General features: G+C 71.7%; 22 protein-coding genes and 1 tRNA gene. 12 read left to right on the top strand and 11 right to left on the bottom strand.

Going from position 1 to position 21,660, the window contains the following annotated elements; all coding sequences use genetic code 11:
• The first annotated feature begins 138 nt into the window (after positions 1-138).
• On the top strand, positions 139-753 hold the full coding sequence (locus ACZ51S_RS22435; RefSeq protein ID WP_468961793.1) for a DUF4352 domain-containing protein: 615 nt from the start codon (positions 139-141) through the stop codon (positions 751-753).
• A 56-nt stretch (positions 754-809) separates the two neighbouring features.
• Complete coding sequence (locus tag ACZ51S_RS22430; protein WP_468476686.1) at positions 810-1,304, top strand: DUF5949 family protein; 495 nt, start codon at positions 810-812, stop codon at positions 1,302-1,304.
• A gap of 181 nt (positions 1,305-1,485) precedes the next feature.
• On the opposite strand, the gene ACZ51S_RS22425 is transcribed toward ACZ51S_RS22430, so the two are convergent.
• Positions 1,486-2,742, bottom strand: coding sequence for a cytochrome P450 (locus tag ACZ51S_RS22425; RefSeq protein WP_468476685.1), 1,257 nt, complete (start codon positions 2,740-2,742; stop codon positions 1,486-1,488).
• 76 nt (positions 2,743-2,818) lie between these two features.
• Positions 2,819-3,991 carry a low temperature requirement protein A gene (locus ACZ51S_RS22420; protein WP_468803590.1) on the bottom strand — a complete coding sequence of 391 codons (1,173 nt, stop codon included), beginning with the start codon at positions 3,989-3,991 and terminating at the stop codon, positions 2,819-2,821.
• A 109-nt stretch (positions 3,992-4,100) separates the two neighbouring features.
• On the opposite strand from ACZ51S_RS22420, the gene ACZ51S_RS22415 reads away from it, so the two are divergent.
• Both ACZ51S_RS22415 and ACZ51S_RS22410 read left to right on the top strand, forming a co-directional pair.
• Positions 4,101-4,589 carry a hypothetical protein gene (locus ACZ51S_RS22415; RefSeq protein ID WP_468961791.1) on the top strand — a complete coding sequence of 163 codons (489 nt, stop codon included), beginning with the start codon at positions 4,101-4,103 and terminating at the stop codon, positions 4,587-4,589.
• Between the two features lie 55 nt (positions 4,590-4,644).
• The gene (locus tag ACZ51S_RS22410; RefSeq protein WP_388939324.1) at positions 4,645-4,866 is read left to right on the top strand and encodes a hypothetical protein; all 222 of its coding nucleotides are present in this window, start codon (positions 4,645-4,647) and stop codon (positions 4,864-4,866) included.
• 13 nt (positions 4,867-4,879) lie between these two features.
• Here ACZ51S_RS22410 and mscL read toward each other — a convergent pair whose 3' ends face one another.
• From mscL to ACZ51S_RS22375, 7 genes are all read right to left on the bottom strand, one after another.
• Positions 4,880-5,392, bottom strand: coding sequence for a large conductance mechanosensitive channel protein MscL (gene mscL, locus ACZ51S_RS22405; protein WP_468476682.1), 513 nt, complete (start codon positions 5,390-5,392; stop codon positions 4,880-4,882).
• Positions 5,393-5,515: 123 nt separating this feature from the next.
• The gene (locus ACZ51S_RS22400) at positions 5,516-5,950 is read right to left on the bottom strand and encodes a hypothetical protein (RefSeq protein ID WP_468961789.1); all 435 of its coding nucleotides are present in this window, start codon (positions 5,948-5,950) and stop codon (positions 5,516-5,518) included.
• Positions 5,951-6,239: 289 nt separating this feature from the next.
• Entirely contained in the window at positions 6,240-6,797 is a 558-nt protein-coding gene (locus ACZ51S_RS22395; RefSeq protein ID WP_468803592.1) for a carboxymuconolactone decarboxylase family protein, read from the bottom strand.
• 237 nt (positions 6,798-7,034) lie between these two features.
• Positions 7,035-7,868 (bottom strand): S-methyl-5'-thioadenosine phosphorylase, encoded by an 834-nt coding sequence (locus ACZ51S_RS22390; protein WP_468476679.1) that lies wholly within the window; start codon positions 7,866-7,868, stop codon positions 7,035-7,037.
• An 85-nt stretch (positions 7,869-7,953) separates the two neighbouring features.
• Positions 7,954-8,265: an FmdB family zinc ribbon protein gene (locus ACZ51S_RS22385; RefSeq protein ID WP_388939316.1), complete on the bottom strand. Its 312-nt coding sequence runs from the start codon at positions 8,263-8,265 to the stop codon at positions 7,954-7,956.
• Positions 8,266-8,332: 67 nt separating this feature from the next.
• Positions 8,333-9,643, bottom strand: a complete 1,311-nt coding sequence (locus tag ACZ51S_RS22380) for an MFS transporter (RefSeq protein ID WP_468803593.1) — start codon at positions 9,641-9,643, stop codon at positions 8,333-8,335.
• Between the two features lie 414 nt (positions 9,644-10,057).
• Positions 10,058-11,518, bottom strand: coding sequence for a potassium/proton antiporter (locus ACZ51S_RS22375; protein ID WP_468476677.1), 1,461 nt, complete (start codon positions 11,516-11,518; stop codon positions 10,058-10,060).
• Positions 11,519-11,798: 280 nt separating this feature from the next.
• On the opposite strand from ACZ51S_RS22375, the gene ACZ51S_RS22370 reads away from it, so the two are divergent.
• The gene (locus tag ACZ51S_RS22370; protein WP_468476676.1) at positions 11,799-14,684 is read left to right on the top strand and encodes a penicillin acylase family protein; all 2,886 of its coding nucleotides are present in this window, start codon (positions 11,799-11,801) and stop codon (positions 14,682-14,684) included.
• A gap of 91 nt (positions 14,685-14,775) precedes the next feature.
• On the opposite strand, the gene ACZ51S_RS22365 is transcribed toward ACZ51S_RS22370, so the two are convergent.
• Positions 14,776-15,369 (bottom strand): 5-formyltetrahydrofolate cyclo-ligase, encoded by a 594-nt coding sequence (locus tag ACZ51S_RS22365; RefSeq protein WP_468803596.1) that lies wholly within the window; start codon positions 15,367-15,369, stop codon positions 14,776-14,778.
• 127 nt (positions 15,370-15,496) lie between these two features.
• Here ACZ51S_RS22365 and galU point away from each other — a divergent pair, with 127 nt between their 5' ends.
• The 7 genes from galU (at position 15,497) to ACZ51S_RS22330 (ending at position 20,863) form a co-directional block, all read left to right on the top strand.
• A complete protein-coding gene (galU, locus tag ACZ51S_RS22360) occupies positions 15,497-16,399 on the top strand; it encodes a UTP--glucose-1-phosphate uridylyltransferase GalU (protein WP_388939308.1) in 903 nt (300 codons plus the stop codon).
• A gap of 4 nt (positions 16,400-16,403) precedes the next feature.
• A complete protein-coding gene (gene glp, locus ACZ51S_RS22355; protein WP_468476674.1) occupies positions 16,404-17,747 on the top strand; it encodes a molybdotransferase-like divisome protein Glp in 1,344 nt (447 codons plus the stop codon).
• 80 nt (positions 17,748-17,827) lie between these two features.
• A complete protein-coding gene (gene moaC, locus ACZ51S_RS22350) occupies positions 17,828-18,307 on the top strand; it encodes a cyclic pyranopterin monophosphate synthase MoaC (protein ID WP_388939304.1) in 480 nt (159 codons plus the stop codon).
• A gap of 32 nt (positions 18,308-18,339) precedes the next feature.
• Positions 18,340-18,900 carry a MogA/MoaB family molybdenum cofactor biosynthesis protein gene (locus tag ACZ51S_RS22345; protein ID WP_468961860.1) on the top strand — a complete coding sequence of 187 codons (561 nt, stop codon included), beginning with the start codon at positions 18,340-18,342 and terminating at the stop codon, positions 18,898-18,900.
• A gap of 17 nt (positions 18,901-18,917) precedes the next feature.
• Complete coding sequence (locus ACZ51S_RS22340; RefSeq protein ID WP_388939301.1) at positions 18,918-19,535, top strand: GNAT family N-acetyltransferase; 618 nt, start codon at positions 18,918-18,920, stop codon at positions 19,533-19,535.
• A 156-nt stretch (positions 19,536-19,691) separates the two neighbouring features.
• Positions 19,692-20,711, top strand: a complete 1,020-nt coding sequence (sepX, locus tag ACZ51S_RS22335; protein ID WP_468803597.1) for a divisome protein SepX/GlpR — start codon at positions 19,692-19,694, stop codon at positions 20,709-20,711.
• 78 nt (positions 20,712-20,789) lie between these two features.
• A tRNA-Ala gene (locus ACZ51S_RS22330) sits at positions 20,790-20,863 on the top strand.
• A gap of 90 nt (positions 20,864-20,953) precedes the next feature.
• Here the strand turns inward: ACZ51S_RS22330 and ACZ51S_RS22325 are convergent.
• Complete coding sequence (locus ACZ51S_RS22325) at positions 20,954-21,559, bottom strand: DUF6461 domain-containing protein (protein ID WP_468476671.1); 606 nt, start codon at positions 21,557-21,559, stop codon at positions 20,954-20,956.
• Between the last annotated feature and the right edge of the window lie 101 nt (positions 21,560-21,660).

Raw genomic sequence — 21,660 nt, 5'->3', positions numbered from 1 at the left:
CCACCGGAAGGCATTGTGCTGGCAATGGGCGGGCGACTCGCTCCGCGCGCTCGTGTCGGTGTGTGCAATTCCCCGCTCGGGCGCGTGAGACTGGCCGGGAGTATTCCCCGCCCCGAAGATCCCCGAAGGGGTTCCCGTATGCGCCAGCCCGTCTCCGCCCTCGCCGCCGCCGCCCTGCTGCCCCTCCTGCTGTTCACCGCCACCGCCTGCCAGAGCGCCCCCGGGGGGGCCGCGCCGGCCCCGGTCGCGGCACCCGCCGTCCCGGTCGACGACGGGGTGCCCGGCGCCGACGAGGACCCCGCCGACCAGGACCGGGCGGGGGCGCTGCCCGACGCCGCGAAGGACGCCCGTGTGGGCGACTCCGTACGGGTGCAGGGCCATGAGGTGGGCCGCCACCTCCAGGTGGTGCTGGCCGCGTTCGTGGACCCGGCGGTCAGCGTCGAGCCGAACTACCAGCCGCCCGCGGGCAAGCGGTGGGTCGCCGCCTCGATGTCGTTCGTCAACGTCGGCGGGGCCTCGTACGGGGCGCTCGGGCGCATGTGGGCGTACGACAGCGCGGGCAAGCGCCACCCGGTGGTGCGCACCGGTGAACTGACGACCGGCAAACCGCTCGTCTTCGATTCCCTCGCGGTCGGTGAGCGGGCCGAAGGGTGGGTCGTGTTCGAAATTCCGGAAAACCAGAAGATCGTGCGGCTCCAGTACCGGGACGCGAACATGCAGGCGAATTCCGGAGAGGGTTTCTGGTCGGTCTAGCCCGCCCGGGTGAAAGGCCGTGAAGGGGTCGGGCGCCGGAGCATTAGGGTGCGCGCATGACTTCTACGCAAGCCGAAATCGACCGCACCCAGCTCGGCACCCTTTCCGTGCTGGCCTGGATCGGCGACCCCGCCGAGGGCCACGACATCCCGTACCTGCTCGCCTACACGCTCGGCGACGGGCCGGGGGGCCGGGAGGCGGGCGAGGCGGCCGCCCGCGGTCTGCTGGAGGAGATGGGGCTGCCCATCGGCGACGTGGTCATGGACGGGACCGCGAACCCGCAGAAGTTCGACGTGAAGGTCCTCCTCGCGGACAACCAGATCGCGCTGACCATGCCCGGGCTGAACGCCACCTGCACCGCTCCGGACGAGTGGGTCGCGGCGGCGAAGGAGAGCGGCCAGGCGTACTTCCTGTTCGCCACGCGCGCCTGGCCCGAGGCCGTCCCCGGCAAGCCGGTGAGCGCGGAGCTCCTCCAGGCCTTCGCCGGCGACGAGGAGGTGCTGACCAGCAGCGCCCACTGCGTGGTCACGGTGCAGAGCCTGCAGCGGTAGCGGCGGTAGCACGGGGGGCGCCGGTCGCAGCGGTGGCTCTCGCGCCGGCCCCTGTCCGCGGCAGCCGCCGCCGCGCCTGCGGCGGCCGCCGTGACCGCGGCCGCCGGGCTCCCAGCCTGCCCGGCGGCCGCGCCCCCCCGCGTACGTGACGCCGGACGGCAGTGGCCGGGCCGCTGCTGCGTCAGGGGCGTTCGAAGGCGAACCGCAGCGAGCGGACGCGGTTGTCGAAGTTCGACCCCGCCAGATCGGGCAGTCCCACCGCGCGCAGCCCCACCGGCCGGGTGAGCAGCTCCCGGAACAGCGCCTTCATCTCCACCCGGGCCAGATGGGCGCCCAGGCAGAAGTGCGGTCCACCGCCGCCGAAGCCCAGGTGCGGGTTGGGGGAGCGGGTGATGTCGAAGGCGTCCGGGTCGGGGAAGACCGCCTCGTCGCGGTTGGCGGACGCGTAGTACAGCACCACCTTGTCCCCGGGCCGGAACAGGTGGCCGCCCAGCGTGTGTTCGGCGGTGACCGTCCGGCGGAACTGGATGATCGGCGTCGAGTGCCGGATCATCTCGTCCACCGCGCCGTCCGCGTACTTCTCGAAGTCCGAGAGCAGCAGTTCCCGTTGGTCGGGGAAGTCGGTCAGCAGGGTCAGCCCGTGGCTGATGGCGTTACGGGTGGTCTCCACCCCCGCCACCATCAGCAGGCTGAAGAAGGCACCCAGCTGGCGGGCGCCGAGCGCCTGACCGTCCACGTTCGCGCGGACCAAGGCCGAGATCAGGTCGTCGGTCGGGTTCTTGCGCCGTTCCCGCCCGATGCCCGCGACCATCCGCTGCATCCGGGCCAGGGCCCGCAGCCCGCGGCCGGGCATCCGCAGCCGGGCGGCCAGGCCGCGTTCCACGCCGATGTTCTCGGAGGCGTGGTCGACCCGGGCGGCGATCTCGGCGCGGTAGCGCTCCGGGATGCCCATCATGTTGCAGATGACCTCCAGTGGCAGCCGGGAGGACACCGCCGAGACGAACTCGTCGGGACGCTCGGCCAGGACGTCGTCCACGATCCGCGCCGCGACCGCGTGGATGTCCGCCTCGGCCGCCGCCAGCAGCCGCGGCGTGAACGCCCGCTGCACGATCTTCCGCAGCTGCGCGTGGTCCGGGCCGTCCAGGTTGACCATGGAGTCCCCGAACAGGGCCCGCACCCACCGGGCCGGCTCCGGCGTCGTGACCCCGGGGGCGCTGGAGAACACCTTCGGCAGCCGGCTCGCCTCCTGCACGTCCGCGTGGCGCACGAGGGCCCAGTGGCCGCCGCCCCCCTCGGGGACGAACGCCGGGGAGTCCAGCGCGCGCAGCCGGGCGAAGGCCGCGAGGCGGTGGGCGGGGGGCCGCTGCCAGAAACCCGGCTCGGCCAGCTCCCCTCCGGGATCGGTACCGGAGCCGTGCCGTTGAGGAGGGAGTGTCATGGGGGCTGTCTCTTCCTGTCGCCGTTCTGCTGAGCTGCTGAACGGGTCCGGAGGCGTGGGGGTGACGGCCGGTCGCTCAGACTTCGGCCCCGGCACGGGCGGGTTGCCGGCCGCGGACGGCCAGGGTCATGCCGACCACCACCGTGGCCGTCGCGACCAGCCCCGCGTAGAGGACCGCGTACGAACCCGCCCAGGTGCAGGCCAGCAGCGCGAGGGCCGACACCGGCAGCACCATCTGCTGGGCGGGACCGCGCTTGAAGTGGCGCGAGTGCAGCAGCCACACCATCAGCAGGAACAGTGCCGACGGGACGGTCACGGCGGCGTTCGCGGCGAGCTGCGAGACGTGCGCCTTGCCGACCGCGTGCTCCACCGCGACCTCGATGCCCGCACCGATCGCCGCACCCGAGGCGAAGACCAACAGGTGGCCGTAGCCCCACGGAATCGCCTCCCGGTTGGAGGCCAGCCGCTCGTGCATCGGCGCCGCGAAGTAGATCCACCACGCCGCGAAGACGATCAGCAGCCCGCCCGCGGCGATGGGCAGCAGCTCACCCAGCGCCTCGTGCTCGTCGAGCGCCGACTTCACCGCCACCGTGCTCGCCGCGATGGTCTCGCCCAGCACGATGATGGTGAAAAGGCCGTATCGCTCCACGATGTGGTGGGCGTGCCAGGGCGTCTGGTGCCCGCGCTCCGCCAGCAGCGGCACCATCAGCTCGGCCACCACCATCACCAGGAACAGCCAGCGCTTCGCGGCGTCCGGGGCGAACAGCAGCCCCACCCAGCCCGCCTGACAGACGACCAGGCCGACCGCGTACTTCAGCGCCGTCGCACGCGCCTCACCGCTCTCCCCGGCCGCCGCGCGCAGCCACTGCGCGGTCAGCGCCACCCGCATGATCAGGTAGCCGATGACGGCCACCGTCCAGTCGTTCCCGTCGAAGGCCCGGCTCACCCCCGCCGCGTAGACGAGCACACCGGCGATCTGCACCAGCGTCGCGATCCGGTACGGCACGTCGTCGCAGTCGTAGGCGGAGGCGAACCACGTGAAGTTCATCCACGCCCACCACACCCCGAAGAAGACGAACGCGTATCCGATCACCCCCGTCCCCGGATGGCCCTCCGCCAGCGCGTGCACCAGCCGCGCCCCCGCCTGGGCGATGGCCACGACGAAGCAGAGGTCGAAGAACAGCTCCAGCGAGGTCGCCGTCCGGTGCCCCTCGTCGCGGCTGCGGGCGGTCATCGGTACGTACGTCATACCGCCCAGCACACCAGGGCCCGCCCCCACCACCGGCGAGGCGCGCGGCCGACGCCCCGCGGGTACCCCGAGCGGGCCCGTCCCGGCCCGCCGACGACCGGCCCTGCTCGTGGCCTTCCTGGTCGGGCGCTACGGCGGCACCTTCGGGCCCGCCATCGGATTCGCCGCCGGCCTGCCCCTGCAGATCCAGAACGGCTTCGAGACGCAGGCCGACCACGCCACGACCAAGACCTGGACCGGACCGTTCATCGGCGCGAGAGCGACCATGCCGTCCTTCGGCGGCGTGGCATCGGCCCTGGTCGTCGTGGTCCCCGCGCTGCCGTCCGGCGGCGACCAGGGAAGCTTCTGGGCGTTCTTCACGGGCTTCCCGGTGGCCTTCGCCTTCTCCGGACCGGGCAACGGATCGGTCTTCCGGCAGATCCCGGTGATCTTCCGCGAGCAGCACATGCGCCAGGCGGAGGGCCAGGGCGCCCAGGCGCATGCGGCCGCTCTGGAGCAGTCGGAGAGGGAGGCGGGTGCCGTCACCGGCTCCTGCGCGACCTGTCTGGCGGTCTGCTGGTGCCGCTGCGCCCGCAAGGGCGCGGAGGCTGCCGGCTGACCGGAGCGGCGGCGAGGACCCGGGCAGGGGGCGCGGCCGGCCGTACCCTTGAGGCATGAGCACCGCCCCAGCCTCCGACCCGCAGTCCCCGAAGCCCGAAGCCGGGGCGAAGCCCGAGACGAAGCCGAAGCCCAGGCCGAAGCTGGTCTTCGACGACCCGCTGGACCAGCAGTCCTCGGACGACACCGACCGGGGCTGGGGCGAGCGGCCGCCCGCCGGCGGGAGTACGGGCGACTTGGCCCGCTTCCTCGACGAGAAGCCCCCGCACCACATCTGACCTTCCCCGGCGGTCAGAGGGTGTCGCGCGCTCCCGGAGTGCTCCCCGACGCCGTGATGCGCTCGCTGTTCCCGTTCCGCTGCGAGACCAGGACGTCGCGGATGTCCTTGAGCACCTCCAGCTCGGTGATCTCCATGTTTTCCTGCACGCCCTCCTTGGCCTTGCGGCGCGCTTCCACCCTGGCGAGGTACTTCGCCATGGGCAGCACCATCAGGAAGTACACGACCGCCGCGGTGATCAGGAAGCTGAGCGCCGCGTTGAGCACCGAGCCCCACATGATGTTGACGCCGGTCGGCTCGCCCTTCGCGTCGACCCCACAAGGTGCCTTCAGACACGAGGTGTAGACATCCAGGTTCTTGGTGCCGATGGCGCCCACGAGCGGGCTGATGATCCCCTTGACGATCGAGTTCACGATGTTCGTGAACGCCGCGCCGATGACCACGGCCACCGCCAGGTCGACCACGTTCCCGCGCATCAGGAAGGCCTTGAAGCCCGCCAGTACGTTTTCCCTCTTCTTCTCGCTCACCACTGAGCCTTTCCTCGTGCCTGCTGTAGACGGAGCTAACGGTTCCGAAAGCTACGGCAGTCACCGCACGGCGTGTCCAATCAGCGCCCCCGCCAGGGCGACTTGACTGCTCCTCAGTGCGAATCAGCACAGCGCCACCGCCAGCCGCGCCACAGCCCCCGCCCCCACGAGGGCGCGCGCCGTCTCCCGGGGCACGGACAGCACCACCAGCGCGCCACCGTCCCCGACGCCCGCCTCAGCGGCGGGCACCTCGGTCACCCGGGCACCCGTCGCCACCACCCGGGGCGGCCCGCCGCGCTCCGCCGCGACCACGTCGACCCGGTCCCCGGCACGCAGCAGCCGCACCGTCCCGGCGTCCGTGATGCGCACGGGCGCCGACACCATCCGCACCGCGGCGGGCGCCGGTTTCACCGCGGGCGCGGCCGCGGGCGCCCCCCGGGAGGCCTGCGCGTCCGTTCCGCCCACCGCCAGGGCGGCCGCCACCACGGCCAGCCCGGCCGAGGCGACCCGCCGCCGCCGGCGCACCGCGCGCCGCAGCCGCCCTCCGGCCCGGCCCACACGGAGCGGGGGAAAGGGAGGCACGGGGCGCCCGGGGGGACACGTGGAGGAGCAGACGGGACGCGAGCCCCCGGAGGAGGAAGCGGCGAAGGCGCCCGGGGCGGAAGCGGGGGACGAGGAAGCCGGGGACGAGGGAGAGGTCCTGGACATGATGAACACCGCCAAGCTGGTCGTGGTCCTTGAGTCCGGGCCCACTGCCCGGACTCCCTCACGATCCGCCTCCCCGCCAGGCCCCGCCCCAGCCTGTGGACAATCCCCAGGCTGTGGACAACGCCGTCACCCCCAGGGGTCAGCGCCCCGTCGGGACCTGGCAGGCATCCGAGAAACCCTGGCTGGTCAGACCGAAAGCACTGTTGACCCGCGAACGCCAGTTCTCCAGCGCGACCACCGCCGTGAGCTCGACGAACGCGGCCTCGCCGAGCCGGGAGATCAAATCGGCGGCCAGCTCGTCCGTGACCGCCGGCTCCGTCTCGGTCATCGCCTCGGCGTACTCCATGACCAGCAGCTCCAGCTCGGTGAACACCTCGCGCGACTCCCGCCACCGCGGCACCCGCTCGATCTTCTCCGCCGAGAACCCCTTCTCGTGGCCCTCCCAGTAGCCGAAGTCCATGCACCACGAGCAGTTGATGCGCGCGGCCGAAGCCATCACCGCCAGGTGCTTGAGGCCGGCGTCGAGCTTGTTCCACTTCGCGGCCCGCTGCTCCAAGCGGACGTACGAGAACAGCACGCGCGAGTTGTGGCCGTAGGCCTGACCCGGGTCGAGCACCTTGCCGTACGTGCGGCGCGAGTACCAGGCGCCGAGGCGCATGAGCAGGGTGCGGGGCGGGGTGAGCGAGATGCGCGGCATGACGGGCCTCTTCCGGCGCTGGGGGTCCCGGTGACCCCTTCGCCATGGAGACAGGACAGCCCGGCGGAATGTGACACCGCCCAGGAAGTTCTTCCGACAGGCGGTACGCGGGCCCGGGCGCCCGGGAAGGCCCGGGGAACGCCCGGACGGCCCCGGGGGCCATCCCGCCGGCGCGCCCGGGACCAGGAAATGAGCCCCGAGCGGCGCCGACAGGGCTCAAGCGCTCCTCAGCCGGCGCTACGGCAGTTCGATGCCCAGGTCCCAGCCGTCGTGGGCGTGCGTGCACAGACAGTCGCGCGCTTCGGTCGCCGGCAGCGCCGCCACCGCGTCGAAGAGGACCTCGCGCAACCGGCCGACGTTCTCGCCGAACACCTTGAGGACCTCCGTGTGGGAAACGCCCTCACCCGTCTCGGCGCCCGCGTCCAGGTCCGTGACCAGCGCCATCGACGTGTAGCAGAGCCCCAGCTCGCGCGCGAGCACCGCCTCGGGGTGCCCGGTCATGCCGACCACCGACCAGCCGGCGGCCGCGTGCCACCGCGACTCCGCCCGCGTCGAGAACCTCGGCCCCTCCACGACCACCATGGTGCCGCCGTCCACCGGCTCCCACGCCCGCCCCCGCGCCGCGGCGAGCGCCACCGACCGGCCCACCGGGCAGTACGGATCGGCGAAGGTGGTGTGCACGACGTTCGGGACGGTGCCGTCGGGCAGCGGCTCGCCGTCGAAGAAGGTCTGCACCCGGGACTTCGTACGGTCGACCAGCTGGTCCGGCACCAGCAGCGTGCCCGGCCCGTACTCCGCCCGCAGGCCGCCGACCGCGCAGGGGCCCAGCACCTGGCGAACGCCGACCGAGCGCAGCGCCCACAGGTTGGCCCGGTAATTGATCTTGTGGGGCGGCACGGTGTGGCTGCGCCCGTGCCGCGGCAGGAACGCGACCTGCCGTCCGGCCAGCTCACCCACGTAGAGGGAGTCGCTCGGGGGCCCGTACGGCGTCTCCACCTGGATCTCGGAGACGTCCTCCAGGAAGGAGTAGAAGCCCGACCCGCCGATTACACCGATCTCTGCGTTCACCATGGCCTCACCCTAACGGGGGACGCACAAGGCCCCGCCGCCCAAGAGGGCGAGCGGGGCCTTGCGGCGAAACGGAAGACGTACGGGATCAGGCGGCGGAAGTGGAGCTGCTGCCCGTGCTCGAGGTCGCCGAGGAGGTCGAAGCGGCCGGGGCGGCGGAGGCGGTCGACGTCGTCGTGGACGACGAGGACGGCTTCGAGGCAGGCGTGCTGCTCGACGAGGCGCCGCGGCTGTCGTTCCGGTAGAAACCGGAACCCTTGAAGACGATGCCGACCGCGGAGAACACCTTCTTGAGGCGTCCGTCGCAGCTCGGGCACACGGTCAGTGCCTCGTCCGTGAACTTCTGCACGGCCTCGAGGCCCTCACCGCACTCGGTGCACTGGTACTGGTAGGTCGGCACGAATTTCCTCCTGGCACTCTCACTCAATGAGTGCTAACGACGCTCCATGGTGACGTATTCCGGCGGATCAGTCCACCGTCACAGGCGTGCGGTGACCGATCCCACGCTCGTTCGCCGTGCCGCGGGCGGCCGGCGCGGACGAGTTCACGATCCGGCTCGGGGCCTGCGGAGCCAGCTTCGCGCGCAGCGCCACCAGGGTGACGAGGGCGAGGGCCGTGGCGACCAGCGGCACCAGGAAGCCGTACGAGGACCCGTGCGCGTCCGTCAGACGGCCGGCCAGGGTCACGGCGGCGGCCTGCCCGAAGGCGACCGCTCCGGTCAGCCAGGTGAAGGCCTCGGTCCGCGAGGCGGCCGGGATCAGCTGCTCGATCATGGTGTAGCCGGTGATCAGCGCGGGGGCGATGCACAGGCCGACGACCAGGCCGAGCGCGCCCAGCAGGACCATGGAGTGCACGGCCCACAGCACGGAGGCGGCGGCGGTCAGGCCGATGTAGCCCAGGATCAGGCGGCGGCGCGGGCCGATCTTCCAGGCGACGGCGCCCATCGTGATGCCAGCGATCATGTTGCCGGCCGCGAAGATGCCGTACAGCAGGCCGTTGGCGCCCGGGTTGCCGATCTCGTTGGAGAAGGCGGCGAGCGAGACCTGCATGCCGCCGAAGACGGCGCCGATGCCGATGAAGGCGACGATCAGGACGCGCAGGCCCGGGAAGGACAGCGCGGACTGGTGCTTGCCGCCGGCCTCCGGCCGCGGGGCGGCCTTCGGCTCGGTGGCGCGCTGCGCGGCGAAGAACAGGCCGCCGAGCAGGGTCAGGGCCGCCTCGGTCGCGAGACCGGCGGCCGGGTGGACGCCGGTGCACAGGGCGGTGGCGAGCACCGGGCCGACGACGAAGGTGAACTCGTCGGTGACGGACTCGAACGCGGCGGCCGTCGGCAGCAGCGGGGAGCCCTCGAGCTTGGCCGCCCAGCGGGAGCGGACCATGGGGCCGACCTGCGGGACGGAGGCGCCTGCCGGGACGGCGGCCAGTGCGAGCGCCCACAGCGGGGCGCCGAGGAGCGCCAGTGCCGTCAGCGCGGAGACCGCGGTGGCGTGCGCGAGGACGACCGGCAGCAGGACGGCGCTCTGGCCGCGGCGGTCGGTGAGCTTGCCCATGACCGGCGCGAACAGGGCCATGGAGACGCCGGTGACGGCGGCGACGATTCCCGCGTCGCCGTAGGAGCCGGTGGAGTGCTGGACGAGCAGCAGGATGCTGATGGTCAGCATGCCGAACGGCAGGCGGGCGGCGAAGCCGGGGAGGACGAAGGAGAGGGCACCGGGCGTGCGCAGCAGCTGCCCGTAGCCGGGTCGGGCGGACTTGTCGGTCGTGACCGCGGATGTCACGGCCTGGCCTTTCCGCTGCCTGGTAGAGCGTCCCCGTCTGCGGACGGCGGGCCGCCTTGTGAGCGACCGCACCCGTACATGTGGGAGCCCCGAGAGCTGTCCTCTTGCGCAGAACCGAGTGATACCTGGGCGCCCACTGCGGGAGGGTGCCACGGCCGCTTTGCGGTCGCGCCAGCTCTGCGTCAGGCAGAGTTGGTTCGATCTGGTGTGCCTTCATCGTACAGGGAAACCCACTACCACGCCCTGTGATTACGGCGACAACGTATGCCTTCACCTGCGATTAACTGGAACTTTGCATTCCGCGCCTCGGAAATGGGTGCAAGTTCGGTCGTACGGCAGCGAAAATGGCCGAATTAGAACGCCGCTCTAATGAAAAATGATCATTCGGGCGGCGTTCCGGCCACCGCCCGCTACCTACAGTGACGCACCGCCACCGGTCCCCAGCCACCCCGCCAGCTTGCCGCCGCGCGCCACCGCTCGCAGCCGCGCCTCCGCCGCGTCCCGCACCGGATCCGTGGCCACCACCAGCAGCTCGTCCCCGCGCCGCAGCACGGTCGTCGGCGACGGAACGAAGCTCTTCGCGTCCCGGACCACCAGCGTCACCGACGCCCCCGCCGGCAGGCGCAGCTCGCCGACCTCCACGCCGTGCATCCGCGAGGCGGCCGGGATGGCGAAGGACAGCAGGTGCCCGCGCAGCTTCTCCAGCGGTGCCGACTCGATCCCGAGGTCCGAGGCCCCCGCGTCGCTGTCGCCCAGGTTCAGCTTGCGCGCCAGCCACGGCAGGGTCGGCCCCTGCACGAGCGTGTAGACGACCACGAGCACGAACACGATGTTGAAGACCCGGTCGCTGCCCTCGATCCCCGTCACCATCGGGATCGTCGCCAGGATGATGGGTACGGCGCCGCGCAGACCGGCCCACGACATCAGGGCCTGCTCCTGCCAGGGGATCCGGAAGGGCAGCAGGCTGACGAAGACCTCCAGCGGCCGCGCCACCATCGTCAGCACCAGTCCGATGATCACCGCGGGCCAGAAGTCGTTCACCAGCTCGTGCGGGGTCACCAGCAGGCCCAGCAGCACGAACATGCCGATCTGCGCGATCCAGCCCAGCCCGTCCGCGAACCCGCGCGTGGCCGGCCAGTGCGGCAGCTTCGCGTTCCCCAGCACCATCGCCGCCAGGTACACCGCGAGGAACCCGGAGCCGTGCGCCATCGCACCGGCCGCGTACGCGGTCACGGCTATCGCCATCACCGCGATCGGGTAGAGGCCCGAGGCGGGCAGTGCCACGTGCCGCAGGCCGTACGCCCCCAGGAAGCCCACCGCCAGGCCGATCGCGGCGCCGATCGCCAGCTCCAGCGCGATCTTGCCGAGCAGTACGTACCACTCGTCCACCGGGCCGACCGCCGCGAGGGACACCACCAGGATGACGACCGGAGCGTCGTTGAAGCCGGACTCGGCCTCCAGTACGCCCGTCACCCGCGACGGCAGCGGAACCTTGCGCAGGACGGAGAAGACGGCCGCCGCGTCGGTCGAGGAGACGACCGCGCCGATCAGCAGCGCCTGACGCCATTCCAGCCCGACCAGGTAGTGCGCGCCCGCCGCCGTGACGCCCACGCTGATCGCGACTCCGGCCAGCGACAGGACCACTGCCGCCGGCAAGGCGGGTTTGATCTCTTTCCACTTGGTGCCCAGACCGCCCTCGGCGAGGATGACGACGAGCGCCGCATAACCGATGACCTGCGTCAGCTCGGCGTTGTCGAATACGACGTTGCCGATGCCGTCCTGGCCTATCGCGACGCCTATGCCGAGGTAGATGAGCAGGCTGGGAAGGCCGCTGCGTGAGGAGATGCGCACCGCCGCGACGGCGACGAGCAGCACGAGCGAACAGACCAGCAGGAGCTCATTGAGCGTGTGGACAGTCAGCGGGCGGCCCTTTCCTCAGAGCGTGCCTGGGGATCGTTCCTCCGGCGGCGCATTCGGCAAGTACTTCGTTACCTTACCTAATCTTTGACGCGCTCTTTACGCGATACCCACATTGTGAAACGCCTGATGCCGCCTGTCCTACGGACCTCGACCCCTGGCGGATCAACGAAGGCGGTCCTGCGCCTATGGTTGCTCCCAGCAATCCCAGGACCACCCTGCCCCTCTAAGGACAGCGATGCCCGCCAATGAATCCGGACCTTCCGTCAAGAAGAAGGGACGACGCGCACGCATGCTCGTGCTCGTCATGGTCCTGGCGCTCTTGGCGGGCCTCGGCTACGGCGCGTACTGGAGCGTGGACACCGTGCGCGCCTCCTTCCCGCAGACGACCGGCTCCCTCAAGGTCCCAGGCCTGACCGGGACCGTCGAAGTGAAGCGCGACGAGCACGGCATTCCGCAGCTCTACGCCGACCACGACGAGGACCTCTTCCGCGCGCAGGGCTTCGTGCACGCGCAGGACCGGTTCTGGGAGATGGACGTACGCCGTCACATGACCTCCGGCCGCCTGTCGGAGATGTTCGGCTCCGGCCAGGTCGAGACCGACGCCTTCCTGCGCACCCTCGGCTGGCGCCACGTCGCGCAGGAGGAGTACGACAAGAAGCTCTCCGCGGAGACGAAGAAGTATCTCCAGGCCTACGCCGACGGGGTCAACGCGTACCTGAAGGGGAAGTCCGGCAAGGACCTCTCCGTCGAGCACGCCGCCCTCAAGCTGACCGACGGCTACAAGCCGGCGCAGTGGACGCCGGTGGACTCGGTGGCCTGGCTCAAGGCGATGGCCTGGGACCTGCGCGGCAACATGCAGGACGAGATCGACCGCTCGCTGATGACGAACAAGCTCTCGCAGGCGCAGATCGACGAGCTCTACCCGCCGTACCCCTTCGACCGGAACAAGCCGGTCGTCGAGGGCGGCACCGTCGCGGGCGGCAAGTACGCACCCCAGGGCACCCCCGGCGCCGGCTCGACCGGCACCGGCAGGGGCTCGGGCACCGGCACCGGCACGGGAACCACGCCGGGCACCGGCACCGGCACGGCCTCCGGCACCGGCTCGCAGACCACCCCCAACGGCGGCACCGGCACTCCCACCGGCCTCGCCGACAACGCCACCGCCCAGGGCGCGACCGTCGGCCTGCGCACGCAGCTCGGCGCCCTCGCCAAGACCCTGGACGAGATCCCGGCCATCCTCGGCCCCAACGGCAGCGGCATCGGATCGAACTCCTGGGTCATCTCGGGCCAGCACACGACCACCGGCAAGCCGCTCCTCGCGAACGACCCGCACCTGTCCCCGCAGCTGCCCTCGGTCTGGTATCAGATGGGCCTGCACTGCCGCGCCGTCTCGCCGCAGTGCCAGTACGACGTGGCCGGCTACACCTTCTCCGGCATGCCCGGCGTGGTCATCGGCCACAACGCCGACATCGCCTGGGGCATGACCAACCTCGGCGCCGACGTGACCGACCTCTACCTGGAGCAGGTCCGTCCCGAGGGCTACGTCTACGACAACAAGATCGTCCCCTTCACCACCCGTGAAGAGGAGATCAAGGTCGCGGGCGGCAAGAGCAAGAAGATCACCGTCCGCACCACCAACAACGGACCGCTGATCTCCGACCGCAGCGACGAGCTCGAGACCGTCGGCTCCCGCGCCCCCGTCCCCAGCTCGGCCCCGGACCGCGGCAACGGCTACGCCGTCGCCCTGCGCTGGACCGCCCTGGACCCGGGCAAGTCGATGGACGCGGTGTTCAAGCTCGACCGGGCCAAGGACTTCAACAGCTTCCGTGCCGCGGCGGCCGACTTCGAGGTCCCCTCGCAGAACCTGATCTACGCCGACAACAAGGGCGCGAACGGCAACATCGGCTACCAGGCCCCGGGCCGCATCCCGATCCGCAACCAGGGCGACGGCCGCCTGCCGGCGCCCGGCTGGGACCCGAAGTACGCCTGGAAGGGCGGCCGGGACGGCAACGCCGGCTACATCCCGCAGAACGAGATGCCCTGGGAGCTCAACCCGGCGCGCGGCTACATCGTCACCGCCAACCAGGCCGTCACCGAGTCCGGCACCGGCGCCGGCAAGTACCCGTACGTACTGACCACGGACTGGGGTTACGGCGCCCGGAGCCAGCGGATCAACGACCTCATCGAGGCGAAGACCAAGGACAACGGCAAGATCTCCACCGACGACATGCGGACCATGCAGATGGACAACAGCAGCGAGATCGCCGCGCTGCTGACCCCGATGCTGGCCAAGATCCCGGTCTCGGACCCGGACGTGCGTTCGGCGCAGAAGCTGCTCGAGGGCTGGAACTACACGCAGGAGCCCGACTCCGCGGCGGCCGCGTACTTCAACGCGGTCTGGCGCAACATCCTCAAGCTGGCCTTCGGCGACAAGATGCCGAAGGAGCTGCGGGTCGAGGGCAGCTGCATGAACGTCAGCGAGGAGAGCACCGGCCCGAACGACGACCTCACCAAGACGGTCCGCGAGTGCGGTACGCGCGGCCCCGACTCGGCGCAGCCGGACGGCGGCGACCGCTGGTTCGAGGTGGTCCGCCGGCTGGTCAAGGACGAGAAGTCGCCGTGGTGGCAGGCCACCCCGAAGACCGTCCACGACAAGCCGATCAAGACCCGTGACGAGCTCTTCGCGCGGGCCATGGAAGACGCCCGCTGGGAGCTGACGGCCAAGCTCGGCAAGGACCAGTCGACCTGGAGCTGGGGCCGGCTGCACCAGCTGACGCTGAAGAACCAGACGATCGGCAAGGAGGGCCCGGGCTTCATGCAGTGGGTCCTCAACCGCGGCCCCTGGAACCTGGGCGGCGGCGAGGCCACCGTCAACGCGACCGGCTGGAACGCCACCAGTGGCTACGAGGTCACCTGGGTGCCGTCGATGCGGATGGTCGTGAACCTCGGCGACCTGGACAAGTCCCGCTGGATCAATCTGACCGGCGCCTCGGGTCACGCGTACAACGGCACGTACACGGACCAGACGGCGCTGTGGGCCAAGGGTGAACTGCTGGAGTGGCCCTTCGGGAAGGACGCCGTCGACAAGTCGACAGTGGACACCCTGACGCTCAAGCCGTGATCACGAGACCGCGGCGGCGCCGGCTGGTCGGCTGGCCGGCTGACCGGCTCATCCGCTGATCGGCTCACGGGCTGATCGGCTCACGGGCTGATCACGCGGTGAAGCGCACCACCCCCGACGGGGTGGCCACCGCCTGCACGGGGTGGTCGTGCGGTTCCTCCGGGACCCGCGCGACCACCTCTTCGTCGTACAGGAGCACCACCAGCGCGGGATGCGCGCCGGCACGCTCCAGGCGCGCGAGCACCCGGTCGTACGAGCCCCCGCCGCGGCCCAGCCGCATCCCGCGCCCGTCCACCGCGAGCCCGGGCAGCAGCACGGCGTCGGCGCCGGTCACGGCGTCCGGGCCGAGCGGGGTCCCGGAGGGCTCCAGCAGCCGCATCTTGCCCGGGTGCGCGGCTTCGGCGAGGCTGTCCGGGCCCTCGTACGCGGCCCAGTCCAGATCGTTGTCGGGCAGCAGCAGGGGCAGCAGCACCCGCTTGCCGGCCGCCCGCAGCGCGTCGAGCAGCTCGCGGGTGCCCGGTTCCGCGCCGACGGAGACGTACGCAGCGACCGTGCGCGCGCCGGCCAGTTCCGGCAGGGTGAGCGCGGACCGGGAGAGCGCGCGGGCCGCCGCCTCGCGGGCTCCGGGGGACAGGGCGCGGCGGGCGGAAAGGAGCTCCCGGCGCAGGGAAGCCTTTTCGGGCACGGCCGGGTGGTTCCCGGGCGAGTTCTGTACCACAGTCTCGTCACAATTCCTTTCACATATGGATCAAGTCGGGCATATTCGCCAGAACCGCGCTGAGCGCACAGCGTGACCCACTATCGTTCTGCCCATGATTCAGTCGCACCCAGTGATCAAGAAGGCCGTTATCCCGGCTGCGGGGCTCGGCACTCGGTTCCTTCCGGCGACCAAGGCGACCCCGAAGGAAATGCTCCCGGTCGTGGACAAGCCGGCGATCCAGTACGTCGTCGAGGAGGCCGTATCGGCCGGCCTGGACGACGTACTCATGATCACAGGCCGTAACAAGCGGCCCCTGGAGGACCACTTCGACCGGAACTACGAGCTCGAGTCGGCTCTGATCGCCAAGGGTGACGACGACCGGCTGAAGAAGGTGCAGGAGTCCAGCGATCTGGCCACCATGCACTACGTCCGCCAGGGCGACCCGCGCGGTCTCGGCCACGCCGTCCTGTGCGCCGAGCCGCACGTCGGCAACGAGCCCTTCGCCGTCCTCCTCGGCGACGACCTGATCGACCCGCGCGACCCGCTGCTGCGCCAGATGGTCGACGTCCACGCCGCCACCGGCGGCACCGTCATCGCGCTGATGGAGGTCGACCCCTCCAACGTGCACCTCTACGGCTGCGCCGCCGTCGAGCCGACCGGCGAGGACGGCGTCGTCCGGGTCACCGGACTCGTCGAGAAGCCGGAGCCGGCCGAGGCGCCCAGCAACTACGCGGTCATCGGACGCTATGTCCTCCACCCCGCGATCTTCGGCATACTGCGGGAGACCGAGCCGGGCCGCGGTGGGGAGATCCAGCTCACCGACGCCCTGCAGAAGCTGGCCGCCGACGACAGCGTGGGCGGCCCGGTGCACGGCGTGGTCTTCCGAGGCCGCCGCTACGACACCGGGGACCGGGGTGACTACCTGCGGGCCATCGTCCGACTCGCGTGCGAACGTGAGGACCTGGGCCCGGAGTTCCGCACCTGGCTTCACCGTTACGTCACGGAGGAGATGTAGCACCTTGAGCAGTTCCGCACCGCAGGACGCCGGCCGGCACCGTCTGTGGTCGGTGGACGAGCACCTCGCGGACATCCTCGCCGCCGTCCGGCCGCTGGAGCCCATCGAGCTCCAGCTGCCGGACGCCCAGGGCTGTGTCCTGGTCGAGGACGTCACCGTGCCCGTCGCCCTCCCGCCCTTCGACAACAGCTCCATGGACGGGTACGCCGTCCGCACGGCCGACGTCCAGGGTGCGAGCGAGGAGTTCCCCGCGGTGCTCGCCGTCATCGGCGACGTGGCGGCGGGCAGCGGAGAGCTGCCCACCGTCGGCCCCGGCCAGGCCGCCCGCATCATGACCGGTGCCCCGCTGCCGCCCGGCGCGGAAGCCGTCGTACCGGTCGAGTGGACCGACGGCGGCACCGGCGGAGGCGCCGCCTCCGGCATGACCCCGGCCAGCGCCGCGCCCGAGGGCGCGGCAGGCGAGGTACGCGTCCACCGCGCGGCCGAGGCACGGGCGCACGTGCGCCCGCGCGGAAGCGACGTACAGGCCGGAGACCTGGCGCTGGCCGCCGGCACCGTCCTCGGCCCGCCGCAGATCGCCCTGCTCGCGGCGATCGGCCGCGGCACCGTACGGGTCCGGCCGCGCCCGCGCGTGGTCGTCCTGTCCACCGGCAGCGAGCTGGTCCAGCCGGGTGAGGCGCTGGCCCCCGGGACGATCTACGACTCCAACAGCTTCGCGCTGGCCGCCGCCGCGCGCGACGCCGGCGCCATCGCCTACCGCGTCGGCGCGGTCGCCGACGACGCCGACACCCTGCGCTCCACCATCGAGGACCAGCTGATCCGTGCCGACCTGATCGTCACCACGGGCGGCGTCAGCGTCGGCGCGTACGACGTGGTGAAGGAGGCCCTGACCGCCACCGCCACCGGCGCCGATGGCGGGCCCTCGGGCGGCGGCGTCGACTTCCGCAAGCTCGCCATGCAGCCCGGCAAGCCGCAGGGCTTCGGCACCGTCGGCCCCGACCACACCCCGCTGCTGGCCCTGCCCGGCAACCCGGTGTCCTCGTACGTGTCCTTCGAGCTGTTCGTGCGCCCCGCGATCCGGGCGCTCATGGGCCTGCCGAAGTCCGAGGTCTCCCGTCCGAGCGTGCGCGCCGTGCTGAAGGCCGAGAAGCCGCTCGGCTCCCCGGCGGCCCGCCGTCAGTTCCTGCGCGGCAAGTACGACGCCGCGGCCGGCACGGTCGCCCCGGTCGGCGGATCCGGCTCGCACCTCATCGCCGCGCTGGCGCACGCCGACGCGCTGATGGTCGTACCGGAGGACGTCACCTCGGTGGAGCCCGGGGCCGAGCTGGAAGTGATCCTGCTCGGCTGAGCGGGGCCCGGTGCGGGTAGCGTGTTGCATCACACAGGCCCCAGGCTCCAGGGGGCCCGGAGCGGGAGCGGCACGCAGATATGAGTACGCAGAGCAGGCTGACGCACATCGACGAGGCCGGCGCGGCCCGGATGGTCGACGTCTCCGAGAAGGACGTCACCACCAGGACGGCGCGCGCCAGCGGACGCGTCCTCGTCTCGCCGCGGGTGATCGAGCTGCTGCGCGGCGAGGGCGTGCCGAAGGGCGACGCCCTCGCCACCGCCCGCATCGCCGGGATCATGGGGGCCAAGAAGACCCCCGATCTGATCCCGCTCTGCCACCCGCTCGCGGTGTCCGGAGTGAAGGTGGACCTGAAGGTCGCCGACGACGCCGTCGAGATCCTCGCCACCGTCAGGACCACCGACCGTACGGGCGTCGAGATGGAGGCGCTGACGGCGGTCGCCGTCGCCGGCCTGACCGTGATCGACATGGTGAAGGCGGTCGACAAGGGCGCGGTCATCACCGACGTCCGGGTGGAGGAGAAGACGGGCGGCAAGTCCGGCGACTGGAGCCGCGCGTGACGCCCCCGCGCGGCGGCGAGGTGCACAGCCACGTGCCGCCGGAGACCGGCGGCGCCCCGGAGGCGGGGCGGCCCGACGCCGGGGCGCCCGTGGGGCGGGCCCTGGTCGTCACCGCCTCGAACCGCGCCTCCCAGGGCGTGTACGCCGACAAGGGCGGCCCGCTGCTGGCCGGGGCGCTGGAGAAGCTCGGCTTCACGGTGGACGGCCCACGCGTGGTCCCGGACGGCGACCCCGTCGAGCGGGCGCTGCGCGAGGGCGTGGCCGCCGGCTACGACGTCATCCTGACCACCGGCGGCACCGGCATCTCGCCGACCGACCGCACCCCGGACGCCACCGGCCGGGTGCTGGACTACGAGATCCCGGGCATTCCGCAGGCCATCCGCGCGGAGGGCCTGGCCAAGGTGCCCACCGCCGCCCTGTCGCGGGGCCTGGCGGGCGTGGCCGGGCGCACGCTGATCGTGAACCTGCCCGGTTCCACGGGCGGCGTGAAGGACGGCCTCGCGGTGCTGTCGCGGATCCTGCCGCACGCCGTCGACCAGATCCGGGGCGGCGACCATCCCAGACCCGACGCGGCGGCCGGGAGCCCGAGCTGAACGGCCCCTCCTGGCCGGTGGTGCTGACGGACGGCGATGTCACGCTCCGGCCGATAAAGCTGCGGGACCAGCGCGCCTGGCGCGAGGTCAACCAGCGCAACCGGGACTGGCTGCGGCCGTGGGAGGCGACGATCCCGCCGCCCACGCCGTGGGGGCCGGTGATCCACCGGCCGACGTACCGGCAGATGGTCCGCCATCTGCGGGCGGAGGCGCAGGCGGGGCGGATGCTGCCCTTCGTCATCGAGTACCGGGGGCGCTTGGTCGGCCAGCTGACGGTCGCCGGGATCACCTGGGGCTCGATGTGCGCCGCCCATGTGGGCTACTGGGTGGACCGGGACGTGGCCGGCCGCGGGGTGATGCCGACGGCGGTCGCGCTCGCCGTGGACCACTGCTTCCAGAAGGTCGGGCTGCACCGGATCGAGGTGTGCATCCGCCCCGAGAACGGGCCCAGCCGCCGGGTCGTGGAGAAACTCGGGTTCCGTGAGGAGGGGCTGCGGCCGCGTTATCTGCATATCGACGGGGCGTGGCGCGACCACCTGGTCTTCGCGCTGACGGCGGAGGAGGTTCCGCAGGGGCTGCTGCGCCGCTGGCAGCGGACGCGCAAGCGGGAAAGTCCGCCGTCGGCGCCCGCGTAAAAGCAGGTAATCGCAAAAACGTTCGAATTTATGGCCGGCTCGCCCCATAACCTGATCCGAAGAATCACAAAAAAAGTCGGTGATATCAGCCGGATCGTGCGACACACCGGCCCAATTGGCTGATCCCCTCGGCCGCGCCCCTCTACGGTGTGAGGTGTGAGCAGCAGCGGCCTCATCTACGCAGTCATCGTCGGGGCCTGGGCCGCCTACTTGGTGCCCATGTGGCTCCGGAGGCAGGACGAGCTGAACGAAGCGCGTCCGACGGAACGCTTCTCCACCGCCATCCGGCTGCTTTCCGGCCGGGCGGGAATGGAGCGCCGTTACGCCAAGGGGCTGCGTGAGCGCGGTGAGGATCAGGCTGAGGCCCAGCCCCACGCGGACCCGGAAGCGGCGACGGAAACGGTGAATTCCGTGGACGCCGACGCCCGGGCCATCGGCGTACCCCCGACCAGGGTGGAGCTGAGATCGGCCGAGGCCGAGCGGGCCCGCCGCCAGCAGCGCCTCCAGGTGCTCGCACGCCGCAGGCGCACCACCGCGCTCCTGTTCCTCGCCTTCAGCGGCGGCGCGGTCGCCGCCGCCGTCGGCGGGATCCGGTACCTGTGGGCCCCGGCCGTGCCGGCCCTGCTGCTGAGCGCCTACATCGTGCACCTGCGGGTCCAGGAGCGGCGGCGCTACGAGTTCACCATGGACCGCCGCCGGGCCGAGGCGGCCGCCCGCAGCCTGCGCGAGAACCGCACCCAGCGCCACCGCGAACAGCCGGAACCCCCCGCGGGTACCGAGCCGGACCCCGCGCCGCCGGTCTCCCCGCAGGAGGCCGGACGCCGCGCGCTCGTCGAGCAGACCGACCATGCCGAGTGGGTGGACCAGCAGCGCGAGCGCGAGCGCGGCCCGGCGCGCGGCGACAGCTGGGAGCCGGTACCGGTCCCGCTGCCGACGTACGTGACGGCCCCGGTCGCCCCCCGCGCCACCGGCCCGGTGAACCCGGACGGCTGGAGCGCGGCCCGCTCCAGCACCGCCGAGCCGACCGACCCGCGCCTGCGCGCCCAGCCGGCCGCCCCGAAGCCGGACCCGGTCCCGCAGCCCGCCCCGCCCCGCCCGCGCGGCCGCGACCTCGGCCGCACCCCGCTCTTCGACCAGTACGAGAGCGACGACCGCCCCCGCGCCGCCAACGAGTGACGGGTGACCTGCGCGGACCCTCCGGACAACGCGTTTTGGAGCACCCGCGCGGGGATGCTAATGTTTCACACGTCGCAAGGGCCTGTGGCGCAGTCTGGTAGCGCACCTCGTTCGCATCGAGGGGGTCTGGGGTTCAAATCCCCACAGGTCCACAAACGACAGTTCTTGAGTAGCTCTCAGGAATCGTCTCGAGATCCCGTTCCGCCGAAAGGCGGGGCGGGATCTCGGCGTTTCCGGGCATGTCACCGGACCTGGACCGTGGCGCAGGTGAAGGTCGTGTTCCGGAGCAGGGCCGGAGTGACGGCCACGCCGGTCAGGTGCTCCGCCAGAGCGAACGCCGCCGGTGAGGACAGATCCGTTTCCGGGGACTCGTCCTCGAGGTGGAAGCCGATCCGTTCCATGACGTCGAGGAGCTCGTCGGGTGCGGTGCCCCACCGGTCCTCCGGGAACATGGGGTCGAAGCACAGCCGCAGGACCTGGTCCCGCGCCCAGAGGAACGTGCCGACGGCGTTGACGTTGACGAAGTGAGAGATCCAGCTCGTCCCGGCCGAGGCCGGCAGGACCCGGTCTTCGGTGACTCCGAGGTAGCCGTTGGGTTCGATCAGGAGCGTCCAGAGGCCCACGGTCGTCATGGCGACCAGCTGACGGGCGCCGTCCTCCAGGTCGTACTGGGCGAAAGCGGCGTCGGTGACGGCGGCTATGCCCCGCAGGGGAGCTTCCGGTCGTCCTTCGAGCCGGGCCGTCAGCTCAGCGGGCGACAGGCCCCGTACCAGGGTGAAGCAGTACGCCTCGGCAAGGTCGGGAAAGTCGCTCTCGAACCACGCGTAGTCCGCTCCGGTCTTCGTCATGCCGCCCATCCTCGCTGCTGCGTCTGACAGCGGCGGGCCAGGGAAGCGCCCTTCCCCGGTCTCTGGAGTGGCTGGTCAGCGCCGAGCCGAGTACGCCCGTG

It is taken from the genome of Streptomyces sp. NPDC034043 (assembly GCF_055575675.1).
The sequence above is the reverse complement of the archived record's forward strand: the minus strand, read 5'-3'. Positions and strand labels throughout refer to the sequence as shown.